General features: G+C 70.5%; 11 protein-coding genes. 5 read left to right on the top strand and 6 right to left on the bottom strand.

Annotation, left to right across the window (positions count from 1 at the left end):
• Positions 1 to 175 precede the first annotated feature (175 nt).
• Entirely contained in the window at positions 176 to 2,212 is a 2,037-nt protein-coding gene (locus Pma05_RS26005; protein WP_203860103.1) for a sialidase family protein, read from the bottom strand.
• A 251-nt stretch (positions 2,213 to 2,463) separates the two neighbouring features.
• Here Pma05_RS26005 and Pma05_RS26000 point away from each other — a divergent pair, with 251 nt between their 5' ends.
• A complete protein-coding gene (locus Pma05_RS26000) occupies positions 2,464 to 4,839 on the top strand; it encodes an ATP-binding protein (protein ID WP_203860102.1) in 2,376 nt (791 codons plus the stop codon).
• Between the two features lie 98 nt (positions 4,840 to 4,937).
• Here Pma05_RS26000 and Pma05_RS25995 read toward each other — a convergent pair whose 3' ends face one another.
• Positions 4,938 to 8,996 carry an AAA family ATPase gene (locus Pma05_RS25995; protein ID WP_203860101.1) on the bottom strand — a complete coding sequence of 1,353 codons (4,059 nt, stop codon included), beginning with the start codon at positions 8,994 to 8,996 and terminating at the stop codon, positions 4,938 to 4,940.
• Positions 8,997 to 9,011: 15 nt separating this feature from the next.
• On the bottom strand, positions 9,012 to 9,329 hold the full coding sequence (locus tag Pma05_RS25990; RefSeq protein WP_239313091.1) for a CU044_2847 family protein: 318 nt from the start codon (positions 9,327 to 9,329) through the stop codon (positions 9,012 to 9,014).
• A gap of 447 nt (positions 9,330 to 9,776) precedes the next feature.
• On the opposite strand from Pma05_RS25990, the gene Pma05_RS25985 reads away from it, so the two are divergent.
• The 4 genes from Pma05_RS25985 to Pma05_RS25970 all read left to right on the top strand — a co-directional run bounded on the left by Pma05_RS25985 (position 9,777) and on the right by Pma05_RS25970 (position 16,583).
• Complete coding sequence (locus Pma05_RS25985; RefSeq protein ID WP_239313088.1) at positions 9,777 to 10,421, top strand: hypothetical protein; 645 nt, start codon at positions 9,777 to 9,779, stop codon at positions 10,419 to 10,421.
• Complete coding sequence (locus tag Pma05_RS25980; protein ID WP_203860098.1) at positions 10,418 to 13,846, top strand: ATP-binding protein; 3,429 nt, start codon at positions 10,418 to 10,420, stop codon at positions 13,844 to 13,846. The genes Pma05_RS25985 and Pma05_RS25980 overlap by 4 nt, the downstream gene beginning before the upstream one ends.
• A gap of 415 nt (positions 13,847 to 14,261) precedes the next feature.
• A complete protein-coding gene (locus tag Pma05_RS25975; RefSeq protein ID WP_203860097.1) occupies positions 14,262 to 14,948 on the top strand; it encodes a peptidylprolyl isomerase in 687 nt (228 codons plus the stop codon).
• A gap of 276 nt (positions 14,949 to 15,224) precedes the next feature.
• Entirely contained in the window at positions 15,225 to 16,583 is a 1,359-nt protein-coding gene (locus tag Pma05_RS25970; RefSeq protein ID WP_203860096.1) for an endonuclease/exonuclease/phosphatase family protein, read from the top strand.
• Positions 16,584 to 16,721: 138 nt separating this feature from the next.
• On the opposite strand, the gene Pma05_RS25965 is transcribed toward Pma05_RS25970, so the two are convergent.
• From Pma05_RS25965 to Pma05_RS25955, 3 genes are all read right to left on the bottom strand, one after another.
• The gene (locus tag Pma05_RS25965) at positions 16,722 to 17,219 is read right to left on the bottom strand and encodes a hypothetical protein (protein ID WP_203860095.1); all 498 of its coding nucleotides are present in this window, start codon (positions 17,217 to 17,219) and stop codon (positions 16,722 to 16,724) included.
• Between the two features lie 81 nt (positions 17,220 to 17,300).
• Positions 17,301 to 17,933, bottom strand: a complete 633-nt coding sequence (gene wrbA / locus Pma05_RS25960) for an NAD(P)H:quinone oxidoreductase (RefSeq protein ID WP_203860094.1) — start codon at positions 17,931 to 17,933, stop codon at positions 17,301 to 17,303.
• Between the two features lie 65 nt (positions 17,934 to 17,998).
• Positions 17,999 to 21,262 carry an AfsR/SARP family transcriptional regulator gene (locus tag Pma05_RS25955; protein ID WP_239313085.1) on the bottom strand — a complete coding sequence of 1,088 codons (3,264 nt, stop codon included), beginning with the start codon at positions 21,260 to 21,262 and terminating at the stop codon, positions 17,999 to 18,001.
• Between the last annotated feature and the right edge of the window lie 46 nt (positions 21,263 to 21,308).

Genomic DNA, 21,308 nt, shown 5'->3' with positions numbered 1-21,308 from the left:
GTGCGCGGTTGGTCGTACCGGTGACGCCGGGCGTTCCGGCAGATCCGAAGTTGTCGGCCAGCGCGGGTTCGGCGCCGAGAAGTACGGCGGCCATCACGCCGGCGGCAAGTAGTCGGCCTCGGGCGCGTCGGGATCGTGTCAGCACGTGGTGTCCTTCTTCCGGAGGGATGGTTCGTCAGTCCATTGGCAGGTGAGCGGTGAGTCCGGGGATGTCGAGCGCGTTGTCCAGCCGGAGGCGGCTCAGCTCGGCGTCGGTCAGCGCCCGGTCGTAGACGCGCAGCTCGTCCATCCGGCCGTCGAAGCGGTGCGCCCCGTCGAGGCGCTGGCCCAGGTAGATCGGCATGGGCTCGGCACCCGCAATGGTTCCGGCCGTACCGGTCGTCGTGCCGACCTGGATGCCGTCGACCATCAGCGAGAGCGTGTCCCCCTGTCGGCGGAGCACCAGGTGGTGCCAGGCGCGATCGTTGTAGGCCCCGGCCGAGGCCACGCTGATCCCGGCCGTCGCGCCCGCCGGTCGTACGCTGGCCTGGATCTTGTTGTCGGCCGGTTCGCCCCGGATCCACACCTGTGGCGTGGTGTTCTGCCCGTACGCCCAGAAGATCGCCTGTGGGGCGGTGGACTCGCCGTACCGGAACCAGACCGACACGGTGAAGTCGCCGGGGCCGAGTACGGGTGTGGTCCGGTACGGCAGTTGGACCCGGCCACTGATCCCGTCGAAGTTGATCCCGCCGCCGAACCTGCCGGCGCTGCTCGGGGTAGCGCCGTGGAACACCAGCGCGGACCGCCCGCCGGCCGTGTCCGGCGTCGTCGCGGGGGTGTGCAGGTCCGTCTCCGTCAACCGGACGAAGACGATCTCGTCATGGTACGAGTTGACACCGCGCTCGTACAGCAGGCCGACCCCGCCGTCCGCCAGCTCCACCAGGTCGGAGTAACCGGCATAGCACGCGCACTCGTCCTTGCTCGCCCCCCGGTTGGCGGTGCCCCACACCTGGCGTCCCTCGTCCGTCGAATCGCTGGCGACGGTGTCCACGGTCTGCCAGGTCCGCCCCTCGTCGAACGACGACCGGACGGTCATCGCCCGGCGCGAGTTGTTCCAGGCCGGGGCAGAGGTCAGGATGCGGTTGTACGCATCGCCCTCGTCGGTGGCCCGCAGCCGCAGTGACGCCGACTCGACCCGGTGCGTCTCGAAGCCCGTGACGGGCTGGAACCCGTCCGCGGTGTAGCTCTGTCCGCCGTTCTTGCTGATCGCGAAGAGCCGGTGTGGGCGCTGGTTGACGTCGAACTCCGGATCGTCGATGGGCTCCGGCGTCCAGTTCTGTCGGGCCCAGACATAGAGGTCACCGTTGGCCAGCTCGACCAGGCTCATCTCCTGTGGCTTGGTCCTGGCCTCCGCCGGGTACTCCCGCCGGGCCCCCTTCTGCCAGGTCGTCCCGCCGTCGTCGCTGTAGGCGATCATCGCCCCGGAGACGCTGCCCGGCGCCCCGTAGTTGACTCCGACCACCAGCCGGCCGGCGTGCGGACCCCGCTGGAGCTGGATCGCGTGGACCGGGCCGGTCGCGTAGTGACCCCAGCTCGGGTCGTCGATCTGGTCCAGCAGGCTCCGCGCCGTACTCCAGGTCCGGCCGTCGTCGTCGCTGTACTGGACGTACGGCGTGCGGGGCTGACCATGGTGGCTGTCGCCATCGTGTGCCGGGTCGACCCAGTTGTACGTGCTCAGCAGCACGACCCGGCCGTCCGGTACCGCGGTCACCGGCGCGCCGGGAAGGGTCCGGTACACCACCGGGGCCGAGTTGCCCCGGGTCGCCGCTGCCTCCGGGTCCTCGGGCGTGCCCCGCAGTACCGACAGTTCGGGCTCCCAGACCGTCGCGCCGGCGGGCAGCCGCCGCACGACGATCTGGGTATTGGACTTGTCCAGGCAGGTCTTTATCCGGTGCGAGGCGAAGGCCAACAGCGAGCCGGCCTTGGTGCGGACGATGGCCGGGATCCGATAGCACGGATCCTCCTGGGCCGATTTGCCGGTGGTGAACAACGTCGTGGTCCTGGCGGCGAACGGGTCGACGGTCGCCAGCGGCGCGACCCCGGCCGCCGACCCGGCGGGTCGCGCCGACCCGCTGGCCGGCAGCACCGCGAGGCCGCCGGCAGCGAGTAGCACGATCGTGGTCAGGCGGGCGACGCCATAGTGGACGGTCTTCGGTGGGTGCGTCGATCTCACCAGGGCTCCTCCTGGTCGGTGGCGGTGGTGCGAACCGCCGCGCAGGCGACGCGGCGGCGGTCAGCGGCGGCTCCGGTCAGGTGCCCGGGAGCGGCACGGCGGTGTCGAGGACGACCTCCACCGGGATGTGGTTCGGCCACGGTCGACAACCGGGTTCGGACTACAATTGCTCTTCTCCATGGCGTGCCGCCAGGACACGGACCGTCAAGTGACCGTCAATCTCGGGGGGAAGGACGGCGACCGCGGACACGATGGACACCCGGCATCCCCCGGCGCATGCTGATCCGGCGCCACCACCGGCCGAGGAGGAATCCTTCGCCCGGACGCTGCGTGCGCTCCGCGAGCGGGCGTTGTTGACCCAGGAGGAACTGGCCCGCCGGTCAGGGCTCAGCGTGGGCACTGTACGCGGCGTGGAGACGGGCCGGATCCGACGGCCCCGGCTCGGCTCGGTACGCCTGCTCATCGACGCGCTGGACCTGCCGGAATCGGACCGTCAGGCGCTGGTGTCACTGGCTCGCGGGTCGCCGGCTCCACCTGCGGAGCGAACGGGCCGCCGGCCCCAGCAGGCCCCAGAGTTCGGGTCGGGGCAATCGCCGGGCCACGGCCACGGCCGGGAGCCGGCGAGCGACCTGGTTCCGGCGCAACTGCCGGCGGCCGTGGTCGGCTTCACCGGTCGTACCGAGGCACTCAAGCTCTTGTCGCAGAGCCTTCCCACGGACACACCGGCACAGGGCATGATCTCGGTGATCGCCGGCACCGCAGGCGTCGGCAAGACCGCACTCGCGGTGCACTGGGCACAACAGGTCCGGGACCGGTTCCCGGACGGGCAACTGTACGTAAACCTTCGAGGTTTCACCTCGGGCGGCTCGCCGATGGAACCGGCGGAGGCCATCCGCGGGTTTCTCGACGCCCTGTGGGTGCCGCCGCACCGTATCCCAGCCACCACGGAGGCGCAGTCCGCGCTGTACCGCACCCTCCTTGCCGATCGCAGTGTGCTCGTCGTACTGGACAACGCCCGGGACGCCGCGCAGGTCCGCCCGCTCCTGCCCGGCTCGCCCCGGTGCCTGACCCTGGTGACCGGCCGCGACCGGCTGTCCAGCCTGGTCGCGCTCGAAGGGGCCCACCTGGTCACCCTCGACCTGTTGCCGGACGACGAGGCACGCGAGTTGTTGACCCGTCGGCTCGGCGTCGACCGGATGGCCGCCGAACCCCGGGCGGTCGACGACATCGTCACCAGGTGCGTACGCCTTCCGCTAGCACTGGCGATCGTCGCCGCTCGCGCCGCCGGGCAGCCCGAATACTCTCTGGCTACGCTGGCCGACCAGCTCGACAGGAGCCGGGATCGGCTGGACGCCCTCGCCGTCGACGATCCGGCCCTGGACGTCCGGGCCGTGTTCTCCTGGTCATACCACGCACTGAGCCCGGACGCCGCCCGGTTGTTCCGGCTACTCGGCCTGCACCCGGCAGCGGACGTCACCGTGTCCGCCGCGGCCAGCCTCGCCGGTACGGCATCGACCCGGGCGCGGAGGCTACTGGACGAACTCACCCGCGCACATCTCATCGCCGAGCACATTCCCGGCCGGTACGCCTTCCACGACCTGCTCCGCGCCTACGCCGCCGAACTCGCCGACCATGCGGAGCGGGACGCCGAGCGACACGAAGCCGTACACCGGATGCTCGACCACTACCTGCACACCGCGCACGGCGCAGCCCTTCTACTGCTGCCGACCCGGGAACCGCTCCCGCTGGACCCGCCCGTCGCCGGCGTCGTTCCGGAGCGGCTGACCGACCACCGCCAGGCGGCCGGATGGTTCGTCGCGGAGCACGCCGTCATGCTGGCCGCCGTGGAGCATGCGGCCAGTACCGGATTCGACGCCCACGCCGGCTGGCTGGCCTGGACCTTGCAGGACTTCCTGGACCGGCGAGGGCACTGGTCCGACCTGACCGTCACCCAGCACCGGGCGCTGTCGTCGGCGACCCGCCGGTCGGATCTGCGAGGCCAGGCCGACGCCCACCGCGGCCTCGCCCGCGCGTACTTCAGCCGCGGCGACCACCGTGACGCGCACACCCACCTGCGGCACGCCCTGAGCCGGTACGCCGAGCTGGGCGACGTTCCCGGGCAGGCTGACACGGCCCGCAACCTGAGCCTGGTGCTGTGGCACCTCGGGCACGGCGAGGAGGCGCTCCGCCATGCCGAGCGGGCGCTTGCCCTCTACACGGAGGCCGGACACGAGGCGGGGCGGGCCCGCGCATTCAACGCGGTCGGTTGGTGCCTTGCCCGGCTCGGCGACTACCCACGGGCGCTCGCGTACTGTCAGGAGGGCCTGGTGCTGCAACAACGCGGTGGTGACCGGTTCGGTCAGGCTCACGCCTGGCACGGCGTGGCCCACGCCCACCACCGTCTCGGCCAGCACGAACAGGCCGTCGCCGGCTACCGCCGTGCCGTCGACCTCTTCCGCGACCTGCACGACCGCTATGACGAGGCCATCTGCCTGGCCGGCATCGGTGATGTCCACGCCGGCACCGGCGACCTGGCCGCCGCCCGGCAGGACTGGGCACTGGCCCTGGACATCTTCACCGAACTCGACCACCCGGACGCCGAGCAGGTCCGTGCGAAACTGGGGTGACCCCGGGTACGTCCCGTCGCAGACACGTCACGGACGTCGTACGGTGTTCCTCGGGCGTACCACACGGCGCTCCGGGCAGTCGGCGGCTGGCTGATCCCTCAGCCGGTGACCGCCAGGGCCAGCAAGCCCTGCTCCAGACCCACCAGCAGGGTGCCGCCGACGGTGCAGCAGGCGAGGGCCGAATGGTAGACGGGGATCGTGCGGACCGTTCGGCCGGTCATCGGATCCCAGATCCGCACCGTACGGTCTCGGCTGGTCGATGCGAACAGGTCCCGACCGCCGGCCCGCACCAGGCTCAGCCCGGTCACGGCCGCGGAGTGCCCGATGAACCACCGGACCGGTTGGCCCTGTTCGGCGTCCCACATCCGGATGGTGTGGTCCGCGCTGGCCGATATCAGCGCCGGCCGGCCGGCCACCGTTATCCCGCAGAGCGCGTTCACAGCATCCTGGTGGCCCTGCTGGGTCCAGAGCGGGGTGTCGCCACCGCCCCACAGCATCACGGTGCCGCTCTTGTCCGCCGAGGCGAGTGCCTCGAAGCCCGGCCAGCCGACCGTGGCCAACGCGGTCACCCAGGCCCGGGTGACGTGGCCGAGCAGAACCGCGCGTACGCCGCCGGTGTGCGGGTGCCACAACCGGATCGCCTGGTCGTCGCCGGCGGAGGCGATCAGGGTCTCACCCTTCACGACGATCGGGCAGATCGCCGCGACCCGATCGTGGTGTTCGCTCATCTCCCGCACCAACGAACCGTCCCGGACGTCCCACGACCCGACCAGGTTGTCGTCGTGGGCCGTGAGGACCAGCGGCTCCTCGTCGTCCGCGACCGCGCAGACCGCGTTGACGGCGCCCCCTGACGTGGCGAACGCCCGTAGCCGCTCGCCGGTGGCGACATCCCAGAACCGCACCTGCCCGTCACCGCCGCCCGAGGCGACCAGCGTCGACCGCTCGTCCGGGACCAGGCAGAGCGCGCTTACTGGTCCGAACCTGTCCTGGTCGGCAACCGTGTCCGGCTGGCCGCCGGCCGGATCCCACAACCGGACCGTGCCGTCGTCGCCGGCGGTGGCCAGCATCCGGTCCTTTGCCGTCCGGAGTTCACACACCGCGCGGATCCAGCTCGCGTGTCCGTGCAGGCTCGGCCTCTCCGCCCAGGTCGGCACCTCCCACAACCGGATGAGTCCGTCCTCACCGGTGGAGACCAGCAGGCAACCGCCGTCGACGTCGACCGTGCACAGGTCGGTTATCGGTCCGCCGGTGTCGAGGACCGTGACTCGCTGACCGGTCAGCGGATCCCACAGCCTGACTGTGCCGTCGTAGCCCGCCGAGGCGAGCAGCGTGCCGCCGGGCGCGCGGACCGCGTACAGCGTCGTGACCCATCCGGTGTGGCCGGCGAGCACCTGTGCCGGCTCGGCGCCGGCGCTCGGCTCCCAGATCCGGATCAGGCCGTCGTAGCCGGAGGACGCCAACAGGTGCCGGCCGCCGGCCGGCACGTGCGTCACCGCCGTCACCCAACCGGTGTGGCCGGTCAGCTCGTACCGTTGAGAGCCGGTGACCGGATCCCACACCCGTACCGTCCGGTCGTCCCCGGCCGAGGCGAGCAGGTCACCATCGGGAAGGGGAATGACACAGAGGTTGCGCACCCAGTCACCGTGCCCACGCAGCTCATGCCGGCGGTGGCCGGTCCGCGGATCCCACAGCCCGATCGTGCCGTCGTGGCTGCCGGTGGCGATCAGCACCTCGCCGCCACCGGTCTGGACCGCGCACACCCCACGGATCGTGTCGTCGTGACAGGTGAAGACCTGCTCGGCCTGGTTGGTCAACGGATCCCAGAGCCGGACGGTGCCGTCGTCACCGACGGAGGCGAGCAACCGTCGACTGTCGATTTCGATGGAGGCGACGTCGTAGACGGCCTGCGAGTGCCCGTCCAGCACGCTGCGTTCCTGCCGGGGAGGGGTGTGCGCCCACCGCGCACGGTACGGCGCCGCGCGGGCGACGATCCCGCTGCCGAGCTGATCGAGGCGGTCGACGACCGAGAAGAGCGCGGCCCGCTCGGCTGGTTCCGCCGCCACCGCGAGCGGGGTGCGCTGCAACAGCCGCGCCCGGGCGGCCGGCAGTGGCGCCATCGACGTCTGCTCCGCGTCGACGACCGTGAGCAGCCGGTCCAGGTGCGCGTGCAACAGGTAGTCCTCGTCGATGAGCAACCGTTCGACGAGCCCGGCCCGGCCGGCGTGCTGGGGCAGCGACCGCAGCAGGTAGTCGGGGGCGTCCGCCCAACCGGTGGCGCCGGCCAATTCGGTCCAGGCGGACACCAGCCGATGCTGGTCGTCGCGGCGGGACGCCCGTGCGTCGCGGTCCGCGAGCAGCGCGTCGTTGAGAGCCTGGTGGAACAGCCGGTACGTGGGCTGCGCACCGCCACCTGTCTCGACCAGGAAGTTAGCTGCCGAGGTACGGGCGAAACCGCCGAGCTCCGCCTCGGTGACGGCTCCGCCGAGGGCCGCTATCGCGGTCTGCCACAGGGGGAGCGGCAGCCCCGGCGTCTCGGCGTGCGCCAGGGCGGTCAGCGCGAGCCGGGCGGAGGTCGAGCCCGCTCTCGGCAGGCCGGAGAGGTAGGCGTCCAGCGCGTGCGCAACGGTGGCGGTGAACGACACCGTGGCCGGGTCGACAGGCTCGGTGTCGCGCAACGCGTGTGCCCGCGCGACGAGGCCGGCGACGAGGAAGTTTCCCTTGGCCAGCGCGGCAATCCGGCAGGCGAGCGGTGCGGCCACAGTGGCGTTGGCGTACGGGTTGGCCGGCCGTTCGGCACCGACCAGTTGCAAGGTCGCCTGGGCGTAGTCGGCGAGGTCGGATTCGGCGAAGTATTCCGGTGTGTCCAGGTCGATCAGTTCGGCGTTGTCACCGAAGCAGGCGATCAGGTCGCCTCGGTCGTCGGAGCGACGGGTGCCGACCACCACCCGGAGCCCGTACCGGCCGCAGTCGCGGACCAGCGGCAGCAGGATGTCGTTGACGACCGCACGGGCGTCGGCCGGGTCCGCTGTCTCGTCGAGCGCGTCGATGATCAGCGCGAACTGGGTGGGCCGGCGGGACAGTCGCTCGCGTACCGCCGGCATCAGATCGGCCGGTGCGCCGGGCAGGTCGACGGCGACCGCGCGGGCGATTTCCGTCGCCACTTCGACGGCGGTCTTGCCTTTGGCGTGCACCGCGCAGGAGACCGAGCCGATCGAGGCTCGGACGGCGATGTCACCGACGGACAGGTTCGCGCGGATCTGCTGGTCGGCGGTGGTGACGACCCGGCCGAGGGCGGCGGACTTGCCCACGCCGGGCGAGCCGGTGACGATCAGCGGGCTGGTGACCGGTGCCGGCCCGTCGATCCAGTCCACGATCCGGCGCAGGGCCGCGGTGCGGCCGCGGAACCGGGCCCCGCCTTCGGTGTCGACCGCCACGCCTCGGGCCCGGGGCAGCCAGTGGCGACACGCCTCGCTGTCCGTGCTGAGTGTCCAACCCCAGGCGGAGAGGGCGGCGTCGTCGGCATCCTCGGCTCGCCAAGCGGAGAGTGTTCCCAGCTTCATCTCGGGTAACTGTTCGTCGGCGTAGTGCAGCGTCACAGCCTGACCGTTGCCCTGGGTGTCGGCGGAAACGACGACCCCGATCACCGCCTGGTATTCCGGGGACCAGACGGCACCGCCGCTGAACCCCTTACCCAGCACGCCGCTGGCATCACTGTTGATCATGACGCGTCCCCAGCCGCCGATATCGGTGAAGGTGCCGGTGACCGGGGTGCCCCCGATGATCCCTCTCGGAAAGCCGTACGTCCAGAAAGGACGGCCCAGCAGCGGCTTGGGCCCCAGGCAGCGGAGCCGCGCCGGTACGACTGACGCCGGCACCGGCTCGACAAGCTCAAGGACGACCAGGTCTACGTGTGCCACAGACTTGCCGTCGTGCAGGCATTGTCGGACCTTGCGCCGATCGAAGTAGTTGACCTTCGATGCGAGGGGGAAGGCGACCCAGAGATCGTCGTGCAGGGTGCCGTTGGTCGCGAACGCCACGTGGTGACAGGTGAGGACGAGGTTCATGTCGATGACGATGCCAGTGCCGATCGGCGTGTCCGGGTCTCCTTCCCGGTGGAGGGCGACCGCCCACGGGCTGTCGTCAGGGACTGCTGTCACCGACCACTCCGTCCGTCAGTGCTGCGGCCCGGTGCCGCTCTCCGCGGATCCGTCCGGTTGCCAATGGAGAGTGACTTCGAAGTTTCCTTCGGTGGTCGCCCTGGCGACCACCCAATTCGCCGTCCCGGTCGCCTTGACGCCGAACCTCACTTCGACCGCGTCCGGGGACACCGCTTTCACCTGCTCCAGCAACTCTTTCGCGGCGGCGATCGCCGGTGCGGCGGCTTCGCGTACCCAGCCGGCCACGTCGCCGACCCCGGCGGGCTGGAAACCCGCAGGTGGTTCGACCTCGATCAACGCGACCGTCTTGTCATCGACCTGGTAGCGGACCACCTCAGACTGCACCGGTCACCTCCGTGGCTATTCCCCGAAAAGGGGCGAACGAGAGGGTTTCGGTGCATCGCGATTGCCGACCGTCCCCTCGCCGATCAGCCATGCTGCCTGTTGCCTCCGATATTCCGCAACGGGCGAATGCATGATCACCCGGCACCGCTCCGAACAGGTGTTTCAGGCACACCCTCCACGCTGCATTACTGAAGATCCACTCAATCGGCGTTGTCGGTTATCTGCGGTCCCATACCTGACCTTGCGCTTGCCGGGCGACGTCGGCAGAATCGGCGCGTGCCGGGGGCGACCCCCGTTGCCAGACCTGGATCACCTGCCATCCCCCCGAGTCTTCGCTCAGCATCAGGAGCGTGGTGAAGGCTCGCGCCACAGAGGAGCATCCGCATGTCGGAAAAGGAACTGACGCTCGTTGACAGGTGCATTCTCGTCACACTAATGATCAAGGCGACCCCGCTGCCGCAGACCTACTTCACCAATATCGTCGGGATCAGCATCAAGCCCGACCATCGGCGCAAGCTGCTCTCTCTCGAGCTGATCGAGGTCACCGCGAAACCGATCACCCTGGCGCTGACCGACGAAGGATGGCGCCGGGCGGGCGAGGAGTTGGGGGCGGAGGCGCCGAAACGCGCGGGTGCCGCCGGCGGGACGCTCTATGTCGCACTGGACTTTCTGCGCCGGCTGATCGACCATTCCGGTACTCAGGCCGACGACCTGTTCCGGTTGCAGATCAACGGCGGCGACGTCGTCTCGGCGCTGGCCGCCGGGCCGTCGGCGCTCCCCGATGCGGCGCCGAGCCAGGATGCCGTCGCGACCACCGATGCCGACCCGGCCATCCTGGTGCGGCGGGCGTACCAGGAGTTGGCGGGGAAGCCTGGCGACTACGTCATGCTCTCCGACCTGCGCTCCGTGCTCGATGACCTGCCCCGCGCCGAAGTGGACGCCGCCCTGATCCGGTTGAACCGGGACCGGAACGTCCACCTCGTTCCGGAGTCCAACCAGAAGGTACTCAGGCCGGAGGAGCGGGCCGCCGCAGTGAGCATTGGCAACCAGGACAAGCACCTCATCGCCATCTCGTCATGATCAATGAGGAGGAGCGGAAGGCACTGGCGGCACTGCGGTTCAACTGGGCTCCGACCCCTGACGACGTCTGGAAGCCAACGCCGTTCCACGTCGAGGGCCTGCACCGCGACATCGCCAGGACGGTGCTGGACAGCGTCGCGGAGGCGGACGGCAGCGTCGACTCCAGCCCCGTGGGTGTCGCCGTCCTCGGTCAGCGTGGCACCGGCAAGACACACCTGCTCGGCGTGGTGCGTCAGGAGGTGCAGCAGCGCGGCGGCTTCTTCTTCCTGGTCAGTCTGTTGGAGGCAAGCGCGTTCTGGCGCAGCACCGCAATGTCGATGCTGGCGGACTTCGCCAGGCCGATGCCGGACGGGACGACCCAACTGCGTATGTTCCTGCGCCGCCTGGCGGATCTGGTCGGCGCCCAGCGGGCGGTGCGCCGGGCGGTCACCGGAGACACCGAACTCAGTCGATCCGCGCTCGACGCCTTCGTCGACCTGATCCGCAAGGCGAACCGTCAGATCGGCACCGAATGCCAGGACACCGCACGAGCGCTGGTGCTCTACGCCGCCGAATCCCCTGCCCTCCAGGACATCGGCTACGACTTCCTCTGCTCCAGCGACGAGGAGGAGCCGGGCTCGCGGGCGGCGTGGGGCGTGCGGCGCAACAAGCGGGCGCCGCAGGAGGTGGTCAAGGACACGTCCCGGTTGCTGGCCATGGTCGGCCCGACGGTGATCGCCGTCGACCAGATCGACCTGATGGTCGCTCAGTCGGTGAAGACGACGCACACCGAGGCCAGGGGTGAGACCGACTGGCAGACGTCGTTGCTGCTGGAGCAGATCGCCAGCGGCCTGATGTCGTTGCGCGAGACCACCCGGCGGTCGCTTTCGGTCGTCTCCTGCCTGCCGCAGACCTGGCAGAACGTCAAGGAGCAGGCCACCGACACGGTCCAGGACCGGTTCCGGGAAGCCATCTGGCTAAAGGAGATTCCCTCCGTCGAGGTCGGGCGGGAGCTGGTCGAGAAGCGGTTCGCGGTGGCGTTCGACGAGCTCGGTTTCCGGCCCGCGTACCCGACCTGGCCTGTCCATCCCGCCGCGTTCGACGAGGTTGTCGACTTCACCCCCCGGGAACTGCTGCGCCGGATCGACACCCACGTCCGGGCCTGCCTGGCGGCGGGCGAGGTACGCGAACTCACCCACCTGCTGCACTCGGCCGACGACCAGGTGAACATCGACGCCGCACCGGCGCCGGCGGCCCTGACGGCGCCGGCCGGTGGCCGACCGGACGAGTTCAGCAAAATTGACATCCGGTACGTGGAGTTGGTTGCTGCTGCGGATCCCGAGCCCGCCGTACTTCAACAGTCCGAGGACGCCAGGGTCCCGGTGCTGCTCCAGGCCGGGCTGACCGCGTGGATAGCCGAGCAGGGCGCCGCCGACGAGTTCAGCCTCGACCCGCTCCCCGCTGGCGGGAAGCCGGCCCTGCACGCGCGATTGCGGCACAGCCTCGACGAGGAGAGTGAGGACGAGGAGCACTGGTCGTTCCGGGCGATCTCCGCCCCGCACCACATCGCCGCGCTCAACCGGATCCGCAACGCAGTGACCACCGCCGGGCTCACCGAGGGAGTTTCCAAGCGCAGGCTCTTCCTGCTGCGCAGCGCACCGTGGTCGGCCGGTGCCCGTACCCGAGAGGTGCTGGACGCCTTCGAGCGGGCCGGCGGCCGGACGATCTCCTTTCCCGCCGCGGACATCAGCCGGCTGGCGGCTCTGGAACAGCTCATCCGAAACTACGGGCTGGAGACCCTGCGGCCGTGGTTCGCGGATCGGCGACCCGCCGCGGAGATCACCTGCCTAGCTGAGGCGTTAGGCAGCCGGCACGATGCGCCCGAGGTGCGACCGCAACCTCCGGTCGCGGTGCCGGATCCAGCGCCACAGCCATTGGAGCAGGCGCCGTACCCCGAAGCCGGGCAGGGGGAGTCCCCGTCGTTCCGGGCGGTCGGCCGGGCATGGGTCCCGACAACACCGCGATCCGCTGGAGCCGCCCCCTGGTCCACCGACCCGACGCCCGAACCATTGAACCTTTTTCAACCTGAACCGCGCGGCGCTCACACACCGCGTCCGACCTCGCGGTCCGACGAACCGCAAGGGGAGGTTGAAAAAGGTTCATTGGGCCCGACTCCTGATTCCCGGCCGGTCGCCGGAATCGACCCGCAGCATGTGGTGCTTGGTACCGCCGTCGGGCGATCCGATCCAGTGCGGATCGGCCTTGAATCGCTGCGTCGCCACACGGTCATCTTTGCCGGATCCGGCTCCGGCAAGACCGTCCTGATCCGCCGGCTGGTCGAGGAGTGCGCCCTGCGCGGCGTCTCCGCCATCGTCCTCGACGCGAACAACGACCTGGCCAGGCTCGGGGAGGCGTGGCCTGCGCCGCCGAGCGGGTGGGGGCCGGACGACGCGGACCGGGCGGCGGCGTACCTGTCCGGGACAGACGTGGTGATCTGGACGCCGGGACGGCAGGGCGGCCGGCCGCTGGCCTTTCATCCGCTGCCCAGGTTTGTCGACGTGCTCGACGACCCGGACGGGTTCACTGCGGCGGTGAACGCCGCCGTCGCCACGCTCGCCCCGCACGCCCGGGTGGACGGGGGCACGGACAAGGCACGGCTCGGCCGGGCCGTGCTGCGCGAGGCGCTGATCAGCTACGCCCGGACCGGCTCCAACGACCTGCGTGAATTCACCGAGGTACTCAACGACCTGCCGGACGGGGTGAGCCAGCTCGACGGTGCCCTGAAGCTGGCGGCGAGCATGGCCCAACTACTCAAGGCGGCGCAGATCAACGACCCGCTGTTCGGTGGCACCGGCACGCCCGTCGATCCGGGTGAACTGTTCACCCCGGAGCCCGGCCGACGTGCTCGGGTGTCGGTGATCAGTTTTGTCGGGCTGCCCGAGGACCACCAGCGGCAGAGCTTCGTCAACCAGCTCCAGCTCGCGCTGTTCACCTGGATCAAACGCCACCCGGCCGGCGACCGGCCACTCGGCGGGCTCTTCGTGATGGACGAGGCCCAGACCCTGGCCCCGTCCGGCGCCGTCACCGCCTGCACGCAGAGCACCCTCGCGCTGACCTCGCAGGCTCGCAAGTACGGGCTGGGCCTGGTCTTCGCCACGCAGGCGCCGAAGGCGCTGCACAACCAGATCCCCGGCAACGCCGCCACCCAGTTCATCGGTCTGCTGACCGCACCGGTCCAGATCGAGGCGGCCCGGGATCTGGCCAGGGCGAAAAGCGCCGATATTTCCGATGTTGGTAAACTACGGACCGGGCAGTTCTACGCCAGTGTCGAAGGCGCCCGTTTCGTCAAGACGCAGGCTCCGATGTGCTTGAGCCACCATCCACGCAGTCCGCTGACGACTGAGGAAGTGGTCCACCGTACGGCCACCTCAGTGCCCAGACCGTAGTCCGGCCGACTCGGGATCGAGATCGCTCGGAGAACTTGATTCTCATCCGGTCCGCCAGCCGTGCTGGCGCGGACCAGGTCCGACGTGAAGCAGTTCGCCAGAGCGTCGCATCCGCACCGGCGAGCGAGGCGCGCATGTGCCGTCGCGCCTCGTGGATGCGTGACTTTCAGGGTGCCGACCGGAACGGCGAGTAGCAGCCCGGTCGCCGTGGCCTGTCGCACGGTCATTAGAGGGAATGCGGTCCGGGAGACAGGGACACGCGTACTTGGGAGCTCGCCAAGGCCGGGCGTAAGCAAGGCTGAGTCATCACATGGTCCCGTGCACGCTTGACGAGCACATCGATGTCCGTTAGACCGTGTGGGGGAACTCCTACCGGCCAACGGAGGACAACGTGGCGCTACATCGCATCGCTGTCATGGTGCTCACTGCCGGTCTGCTCCTCGGCGCCGGCGCCGCTCCGGCACATGCGGCCGGGCTGCGGGAGGTGACGAAGGGGCCCTGCCAGTACGCCGAGACTCCGGACGAACCGGCGGCGCGACCGGTCCCGCTGCCGCGCGATCCCCGGCACACGCCGGACCGTGGCACGGTGACGACCACCTTGGTCACCAACCTCGGCCTCATACCGCTGACCCTCGACCGCGCGCAGGCGCCATGCACCGTGCAGAGCTTCCTGCACCTGGTACGGCACAGGTTCTACAACCGGACCATCTGCCATCGGCTCACCACCTACCCGACGCTGAAGGTGCTGCAGTGCGGCGACCCATCGGGTACGGGTGAGGGTGGTCCTGGCTACCGGTACAAGGACGAGCTGCCGACGGACCTGCCGCCCGCGCCCACCGACCCGACCGGCGAGCGGAAGGTCTACGCCCGCGGCGTGCTGGCGATGGCCAACGCCGGGCCGGACACCAACGGCAGCCAGTTCTTCCTGGTCTTTGCCGACTCGGCGCTGCGGCCGAACTACACGATCTTCGGCAGTGTGCGGCCACTTGGCCTGCGTACCCTCGACCGGGTCGCCGCAGGCGGCGTGGCGCCGACGGCCGAGGACCCGGCCCCGGTCGACGGCACCCCGGCCCGGCGCACGGAGATCTGCCTGGCGATCTAGCGTCGCTCAGGCAGGGTTTGCCCGCGCGTGACGTCTGACCCGCTCGTCATGGCGGACGGCTCGACGTGGCGGGAGGTTCATTCCCGTCCAGGCGGCCGAGTCGAGTGTTGCCGGAGGCACGAACGCGGCTCCCAGACCGGCTGGGTAGTCGGTCGTCGGGGCCGACCGGGCCGGCCACCCCCGACCGTGATCTCCCCGTTCGCGCCCGGTGACCGGTTTGCGCCCTGCCACTAGCCTCGGTCGGCAACGGCGTCCGGGATCCCGGGAGGTACGGACATGAATCGGCTCGCGGCACGCCGACTGGGTGCCCTGGTGCTGACGCTGACGATGCTGGCGCCGGTTGGCTGTCGCGAGACGCCGGAGCCTCCGCCGAACGGGGGCGTCGCGGTGAAGGTGTTGACCTACAACACCCGGGGGCTGCTGCGGGAGAGCAAGGGAGCGGATCACATAGACAGCGACCGGTGGCGGTTCGTCGACGTGCTCGTGGGACGGATCAGCACCGAACGCCCGCAGATCGTGATGCTCCAGGAGATCTGCGCCAGCCAGGTCGACGAGTTGGCGCACCAACTGTCCACCAGGTACCCGATGTCGATCGCCGCGATGGTCGACGACGGCCCGCAGAAGGGTTGTCCCGCACCCCGGCGCGGGCAGTCGGACCCCACCCATCAGCGGTTCGGCAAGGCCATCCTGACGGTCGGCGCGGCGGCACCGATCGTCCCGCCGCAGACCGGAGCAGCGCACGGCATCGGCTGCGTACGGTGGTCGGGTTACCCGGGGTTCAAGGCGTGTGTGCTGCACACCGCGCCCGAGGAGGGGCCCGGGGTCGGGGAGGCGTTCGCCGGGTGGCAGGCGGCGCTGCCCGGACCGCTGGTCCTCGGCGGCGACTTCAACGCCGTACCGACGTCCCGCAGCCTGGACCGGCTCTACAGCAGGCGGGTGCCGATGCCCCCGGCGGAACCCGACAACCCCTCGCTCGCGTTCGGCTTCATGTACGAGGCCGCGATGTGTATCGACGACGATTGCGAACACCTGGTGCGCGCCGGGGAAGCGACCTACGCCCGTTCGCTGCTCGGCGACCTGAAGATCGACTACATCTTCGCCGACGACCAGCACTTCGCCCCACGGGCCGAGGCCCGGGTGGAGGACACCTCGGACGACTGCGGTGGCAAGGGCTGCTCGGACCACCGGATGCTCTGGGGTGAGTTCCACGTCGAGAAAGCCGCCCCGGACGCGGACCTGCCGGCCGTGGCGGACGGACAGCTCGACGTCCGGGCCATCCGGCTCGACCCCGCGCGGCGGATCGTCACCGTGAACCCGGTCTACGTGCCGCGGGGCGCGGAGGCGATCGCCCAGGCGTGCGAGGCGGACAACGTCAAGCCCGACGCCGAGTGGTGCAACGACTACTACGTCCGGGACGCCGACCGCAATCTCTACGACGTACCCATCGCGCCCGAGGCGACCGTCAAGCTGTATTTCACCCCCGGCGTCACCTGCGCCGAGGAACCCTGCACGGTCGGCCTGGACCAGGCGGCGGAGGTGCTGGCCGAATGGTCGAGTCGGGCGCCCGGGCTGCTCGGCACCATCGTCGTCCGGAACGGCCAGGTCGTCGCCCTCAACCACATCTACACGCCCTGACCCCCGGCCAGTGGCAGCCGGCCGGGGCCCCGACCTCGTGCCTGCCGGAAATCTCATCCGGCGAGGTTGGGCAGCGTGTTCGTTCTCGTGCGGGACGCCGCCGAGACGATCCCTGACGACGGCAGGTCAGTACGTGTGTCACGGAGTGAAACGCGTGGCGCCGTCCGCGCAGAATCCGTTGCTGGCAGCCCTACCGCCCACGCACTGACCATCGACGAGCGTCCTGCCCTGAAGAGGCTCGCCGAGATCGACCTCGAAGGAAACCTGGTCGTTGCCTGGGCAGGGTGCGGGGTCTTGCTGCTTCGGCGCAACGGCGAACGTCACCACGATCTCGGACTCGCCCAGCTGAACCCTCGGCGGTAGCACCTGCCCGGTGGTCCCGTTGTTGCAGCCCAGTCGCCAGACGAGGGCGGTGAACGTCGTCGAGGAGCGGTGCAGGCTCTGGCGCGGCCCGAGAACCCAGACGGCAGGGTCTCCCGACACGACCGGCTCCGCCGATGTGTTCGGCCCGGCCGTGGAGGTCGGACCCGATGCGCCCGTCGTCGGTGCGGAGGCCGGACCACAGGCCGCCGTCACCACGGCCAAAGCGATCAACACCAACACCGTGGCAAGCCGATACCGGGTACGCATCACCATGAGACGGCGTGGTCGGTTCGTCGGTTCCGAACCCACCTCAGCCGGTGCCCTCGCCCAGGTCCGGCGAGGGCACCGGCTGCGTCAAACGGACCATCGTGCCGCCAGCGCCGCCGTCACTTCGGCGAGCCGGCCGCCCTGGTGCCGGGCTGCCTCCCGCACGGCCTCGGCGTACGCGGGGTCGCGGCCTGCGCGGCTCTCGACCATGCTCACGCCGTAGGGGTTTCCGCCCGCGGCGTGGCAGGTGTCGTAGTTGACGTACCCCACCGGCAGGATGATCGATCCCCAATGGTGGAAGGTCTGGTAGAGCGAGAGCAGGGTGGACTCCTGACCTCCGTGCTCCTCGTAGCTGGCGGTGAATCCGGTGGCCGCCTTGTGGGCCAACTCCTCGGCCTGCCACGGCTTGGTGGTGGTGTCGAGAAACTGGCGTAGCTGTGAGCACGGGTTTCCGAAGCGGGTTGGCGTGCCGAAGGCGTACCCGGTTGCCCACCGAAGGTCATCGAGTGTGGCGAGGGGGACGTCCGCGGTGGCATCCAGATGGCGTCGCCACTCCGGCTTGGCGTCGATGACGTGCTCCGGTGCCAGCTCGGCGACCCGCCGTACCCTCACCTCGGCACCTGCGTCGGCGGCCCCGTCGGCGAACGCCTGTGCCAGTTGGTACACCGTACCGGTGGCCGAGTAGTAGATGATCGCGACGCGGGCATTCAGCGTTCCCATTGCAGTCCTTCCTGGTTCGGTTGCCAGGTCACACTGCCGAGCCCGACTTACCGGCCACTGACCGTTCACTTACTGGCCGGCAGCGCCGCCACGTCATCGAGCGACAGTTCCCCGCCCCGCCGGCACTCGACGGCGAAGCCCGCCACCCCCAGTACCTCCCGGATCGCCGCCGCTATCCGGACGACGTCTTCCTGCTGCCCCGCCGGGAGGGGGGCGCCCACCGAAGCCCGGGCGGCCTCAGCCGCTCCGCACAACCGGGCCGCCCGGTGGTGGTCCCCGAGGAGGACCGCGGTCCCGGCCAGCCCTTCCAGCGCGAGTGCGATCGCCCGGGGATCGCCGGTGGCCCGCGCCGCGACCAAGCCTTCGGTATGCAGGCGCTGGGCCGACGAGGCGTCACCGCGTTGCTCGGCGATGAAACCAAGTTCCGCCAGCGTGAGCGCGACGCCGGGTAGGTAGCCGGCGTGGCGGTTCCAGTCGAGCAGCTCCCGTTGCCGCGTCTCGGCGGCGGCGAGCCGGCCGTGCCGGCGGTCTCCGAGCGCGAGCCCGGTCGCGGCGAAGGCAGCGGCCGACCGGTTCGACTGTTCCTCGGCCACCCGCAGCGCCTTCTCGTGGTAGTCGGTGGCAGCCGCATCGTCGCCGACCATCAGGGACAGCCGGCCGAGACCCGCCAGTTGTCGCGACACCGATGGCCAGAGCCGCAACTCCTCGGCGATCTGGAGCGCCGACCGGTGCATTCGTTCCGCCTGCTGGTAGTCACCCCGGATCTCCGCGAGAGTGGCGAGCAGGTTGGTGGGAAGCCCCTGCCCCCACCGGTCGCCGAGCTGTTCGAACAGCGATCGGCTCTCCTCACAGTCGCGCCGGACCGTGTCGAGGTCACCCTGCACCAGGGCGAGGTCGGCGCGGGTGCCCAGCGCCGCCGCGATGCCCCACCGGTCCCCGAGGCGCCGGAAGCCGGCGAGGGCAAGCGTGACCAGTTCCGTGGCGACAGCCATATCGCCGGAGCCGAGCATCGTGAAGGCGAAGAGCCACTGCGCGAACGCTTGCCCGGCCGGGTCGCCCCGCTCGGCGTGCCGGTCGAGAACGTGCTGGCGCCGGACCGCCAGTTCGAGGTCCCGATGATCCCGTGCGGCGATGCCGGTCAGCCAGGTCATCGCCCGCAGCCGCGCACCGTCGTCGTCTCCGGTGGGCGCCGTGGCGAGCGCTGTGGTGAGCGCACGCCGTGCCTCCTGGTGGCGGCCCCGCAGCAACCAGTACCAGCCCAGCGAGTTGACCAGCCGCAGGCTCAGATCGGGCCGCCCCAGCGTTGCCGCGTCCTCCAGGGCCGACCGCAGGTTTCCGGCCTCCTGGTCCAACTGGCGCAGCGCCTCGTGTTGGTGGTGTCCACGCAACCGGGCGGCGGCGTGCTCGGCGAACGTCGTGTAGTAGTCGACGTGCTGCCGGCGCACCAGCCGCGCGTCGCCGGCCCCGTCGAGCTTCTCGCGGCAGTACGCCCGGACCGACTCCAGTAGCTGGTAACGGCGCCCCGCGTCGCTGTCGCGTACGGCGACCAGCGAGCGATCCACCAGGCGGGCCAGCAGGTCGACGACGTCGGCGGCGCTCACCTCACCACCGGCGCATACCTGCTCGGCCGCGGCCAGTGTGCAGCCGTCGGGGAAGACCGCGAACCTCCGCAGGACGGCCCGCTCGGCCGGAGGCAACAGCTCCCAGCTCCAGTCGATCATCGCGCGCAGGGTCCGCTGCCGCGCGGGTGCGGTGCGCTGGCCGGCGGACAGCAGCCCGAACCGATCGTCGAGTCGCTTCGCCAACTCGGGAAGCTCAACCGCGCGTACGCGAGTGGCGGCGAGTTCGAGCGCCAGCGGGATACCGTCGAGCCGTCGGCAGATCGTGGCCACCATCTCCGCGTTGTCCGGCCCGAGCGAGAAGCCTGGATCCGCCGCGGTGGCCCGCGCGACGAACAATCGGACGGCGCTGGCCTGCGCGACCTCCGCCGGAGCCGCGCCGGCTTCGGGCATCGCCAGCGGCGGTACCGGAAGAGCGACCTCCTCGCCGAGGCGGAGCGGTTCCCTGCTGGTGGCGAGCACCCTGAGACCCGGCACCGCACCGAGGAGCCGCTCGGTCAGGTGGGCCACCGGCTCCACCACGTGCTCACAGTTGTCCAACACCAGCAGCAACCGCCTGGAACGGAGGCTACTGGCGAGCCGGTCGGCCACGCCGATCGGCTCGCCATCGACCGGCAGGCCCGGCGCGGCGTCCTCCCGGATCCCGAGCGTGGCAGCCACGGCCTCACTGATCGCCTCGCGCGCCACCACCGGATCGTCGCGGCGTGGCTGGCTGGCCAGCTCCACCACCCAGGTTCCGTCGGCAAAGTCGTGCACGGTGGTCCGCGCCACCTCGACGGCGAGTCGGGTCTTGCCAACCCCACCCGGGCCGGTCAGCGTCACCAGGCGCCCTTCGGCGAGCCGCGCGCGTACGGTCGCAAGCTGCTCGGCCCGGCCGATGAGACCACCGTCGGGCGCCACGGAGGTGGGGGCCGGAACGTTGGTCCGGCGCCGGGTCACCGGTGTCGCGGCCGCCCTCGGGCGCAGCCCAGGATCCTGCCGGAGGATCGCCTGGTGGAGCGCGACCAGTTCCGGACCGGGGTCCACGCCAAGCTCGTCACTCAACCGCCTGCGGAACTCGTCGTAGACGGCGAGCGCCTCGTGCTGACGGCCGGACAGGTATAGAGCACGTAGCTGCGAGGCCCGCAACCGCTCACGCCATGGGTGGTGGGCCACCAGGTCGGTCAGCTCAGCGGCGACCAGCGCGTGGTCGCCGAGTTCGAGCCGCGCCTCGGCGAGTTCCTCCTGCGCCGCGAGCCGTTGTTCCGTCAGCCGGTTGATCGCCTGGCGGGCGAGGAACTCATCGGCGAAGTCCGCGTACGCCGGGCCCCGCCAGAGCGCCAGCGCCTCGGTCAGCAGCGACGCCCGCGACTCCGGTTCCGGCGCGGCATGGGCCCTCGTCGTCAGGTCGGTGAACCGTCCCGCGTCCACCGACTCCGAAGGTATGTCGATCCGATACCCCGCCTCACCGAGCTGGACCATATCCCGGCGGCCCGGCTCGGCGGTCGCGAGCGTACGCCGTAGTTGCGAGATCTTGGTGTGCAGTGCCCCGGCCGGGTTACCGGGCGGCTGGTCGCCCCACAGGTCCTCGATCAGCCGATCCACCGGGACCGGCCGTCCCTCGTGGACCAGTAGGTCGGCGAGCAGCGCACGAACCTTGAGACCTGGAACGGGGACGAGGACCCCGGCCGAGGTCCACACGGCCAGCGGCCCGAGCACGCCAAACATCATGTGGCCACGGTAGTGCCGCCTGCGCTGGCCCGGCCCGGCCACCCGG

The organism is Plantactinospora mayteni (assembly GCF_016862935.1).
Classification (GTDB): Bacteria; Actinomycetota; Actinomycetes; order Mycobacteriales; family Micromonosporaceae; genus Plantactinospora; species Plantactinospora mayteni.
The sequence above is the reverse complement of the archived record's forward strand: the minus strand, read 5'-3'. Positions and strand labels throughout refer to the sequence as shown.

Coding starts and splice junctions, on each gene's coding strand:
- Pma05_RS25985 (WP_239313088.1), top strand. CDS start 9,777: ATGATCAAGGCGACCCCGCTGCCGCAGACCTACTTCACCAATATCGTC.
- Pma05_RS25955 (WP_239313085.1), bottom strand. CDS start 21,262: ATGATGTTTGGCGTGCTCGGGCCGCTGGCCGTGTGGACCTCGGCCGGG.
- Pma05_RS25975 (WP_203860097.1), top strand. CDS start 14,262: ATGGTGCTCACTGCCGGTCTGCTCCTCGGCGCCGGCGCCGCTCCGGCA.
- Pma05_RS25965 (WP_203860095.1), bottom strand. CDS start 17,219: ATGGTGATGCGTACCCGGTATCGGCTTGCCACGGTGTTGGTGTTGATC.
- Pma05_RS25970 (WP_203860096.1), top strand. CDS start 15,225: ATGAATCGGCTCGCGGCACGCCGACTGGGTGCCCTGGTGCTGACGCTG.
- wrbA (WP_203860094.1), bottom strand. CDS start 17,933: ATGGGAACGCTGAATGCCCGCGTCGCGATCATCTACTACTCGGCCACC.
- Pma05_RS26000 (WP_203860102.1), top strand. CDS start 2,464: ATGGACACCCGGCATCCCCCGGCGCATGCTGATCCGGCGCCACCACCG.
- Pma05_RS25980 (WP_203860098.1), top strand. CDS start 10,418: ATGATCAATGAGGAGGAGCGGAAGGCACTGGCGGCACTGCGGTTCAAC.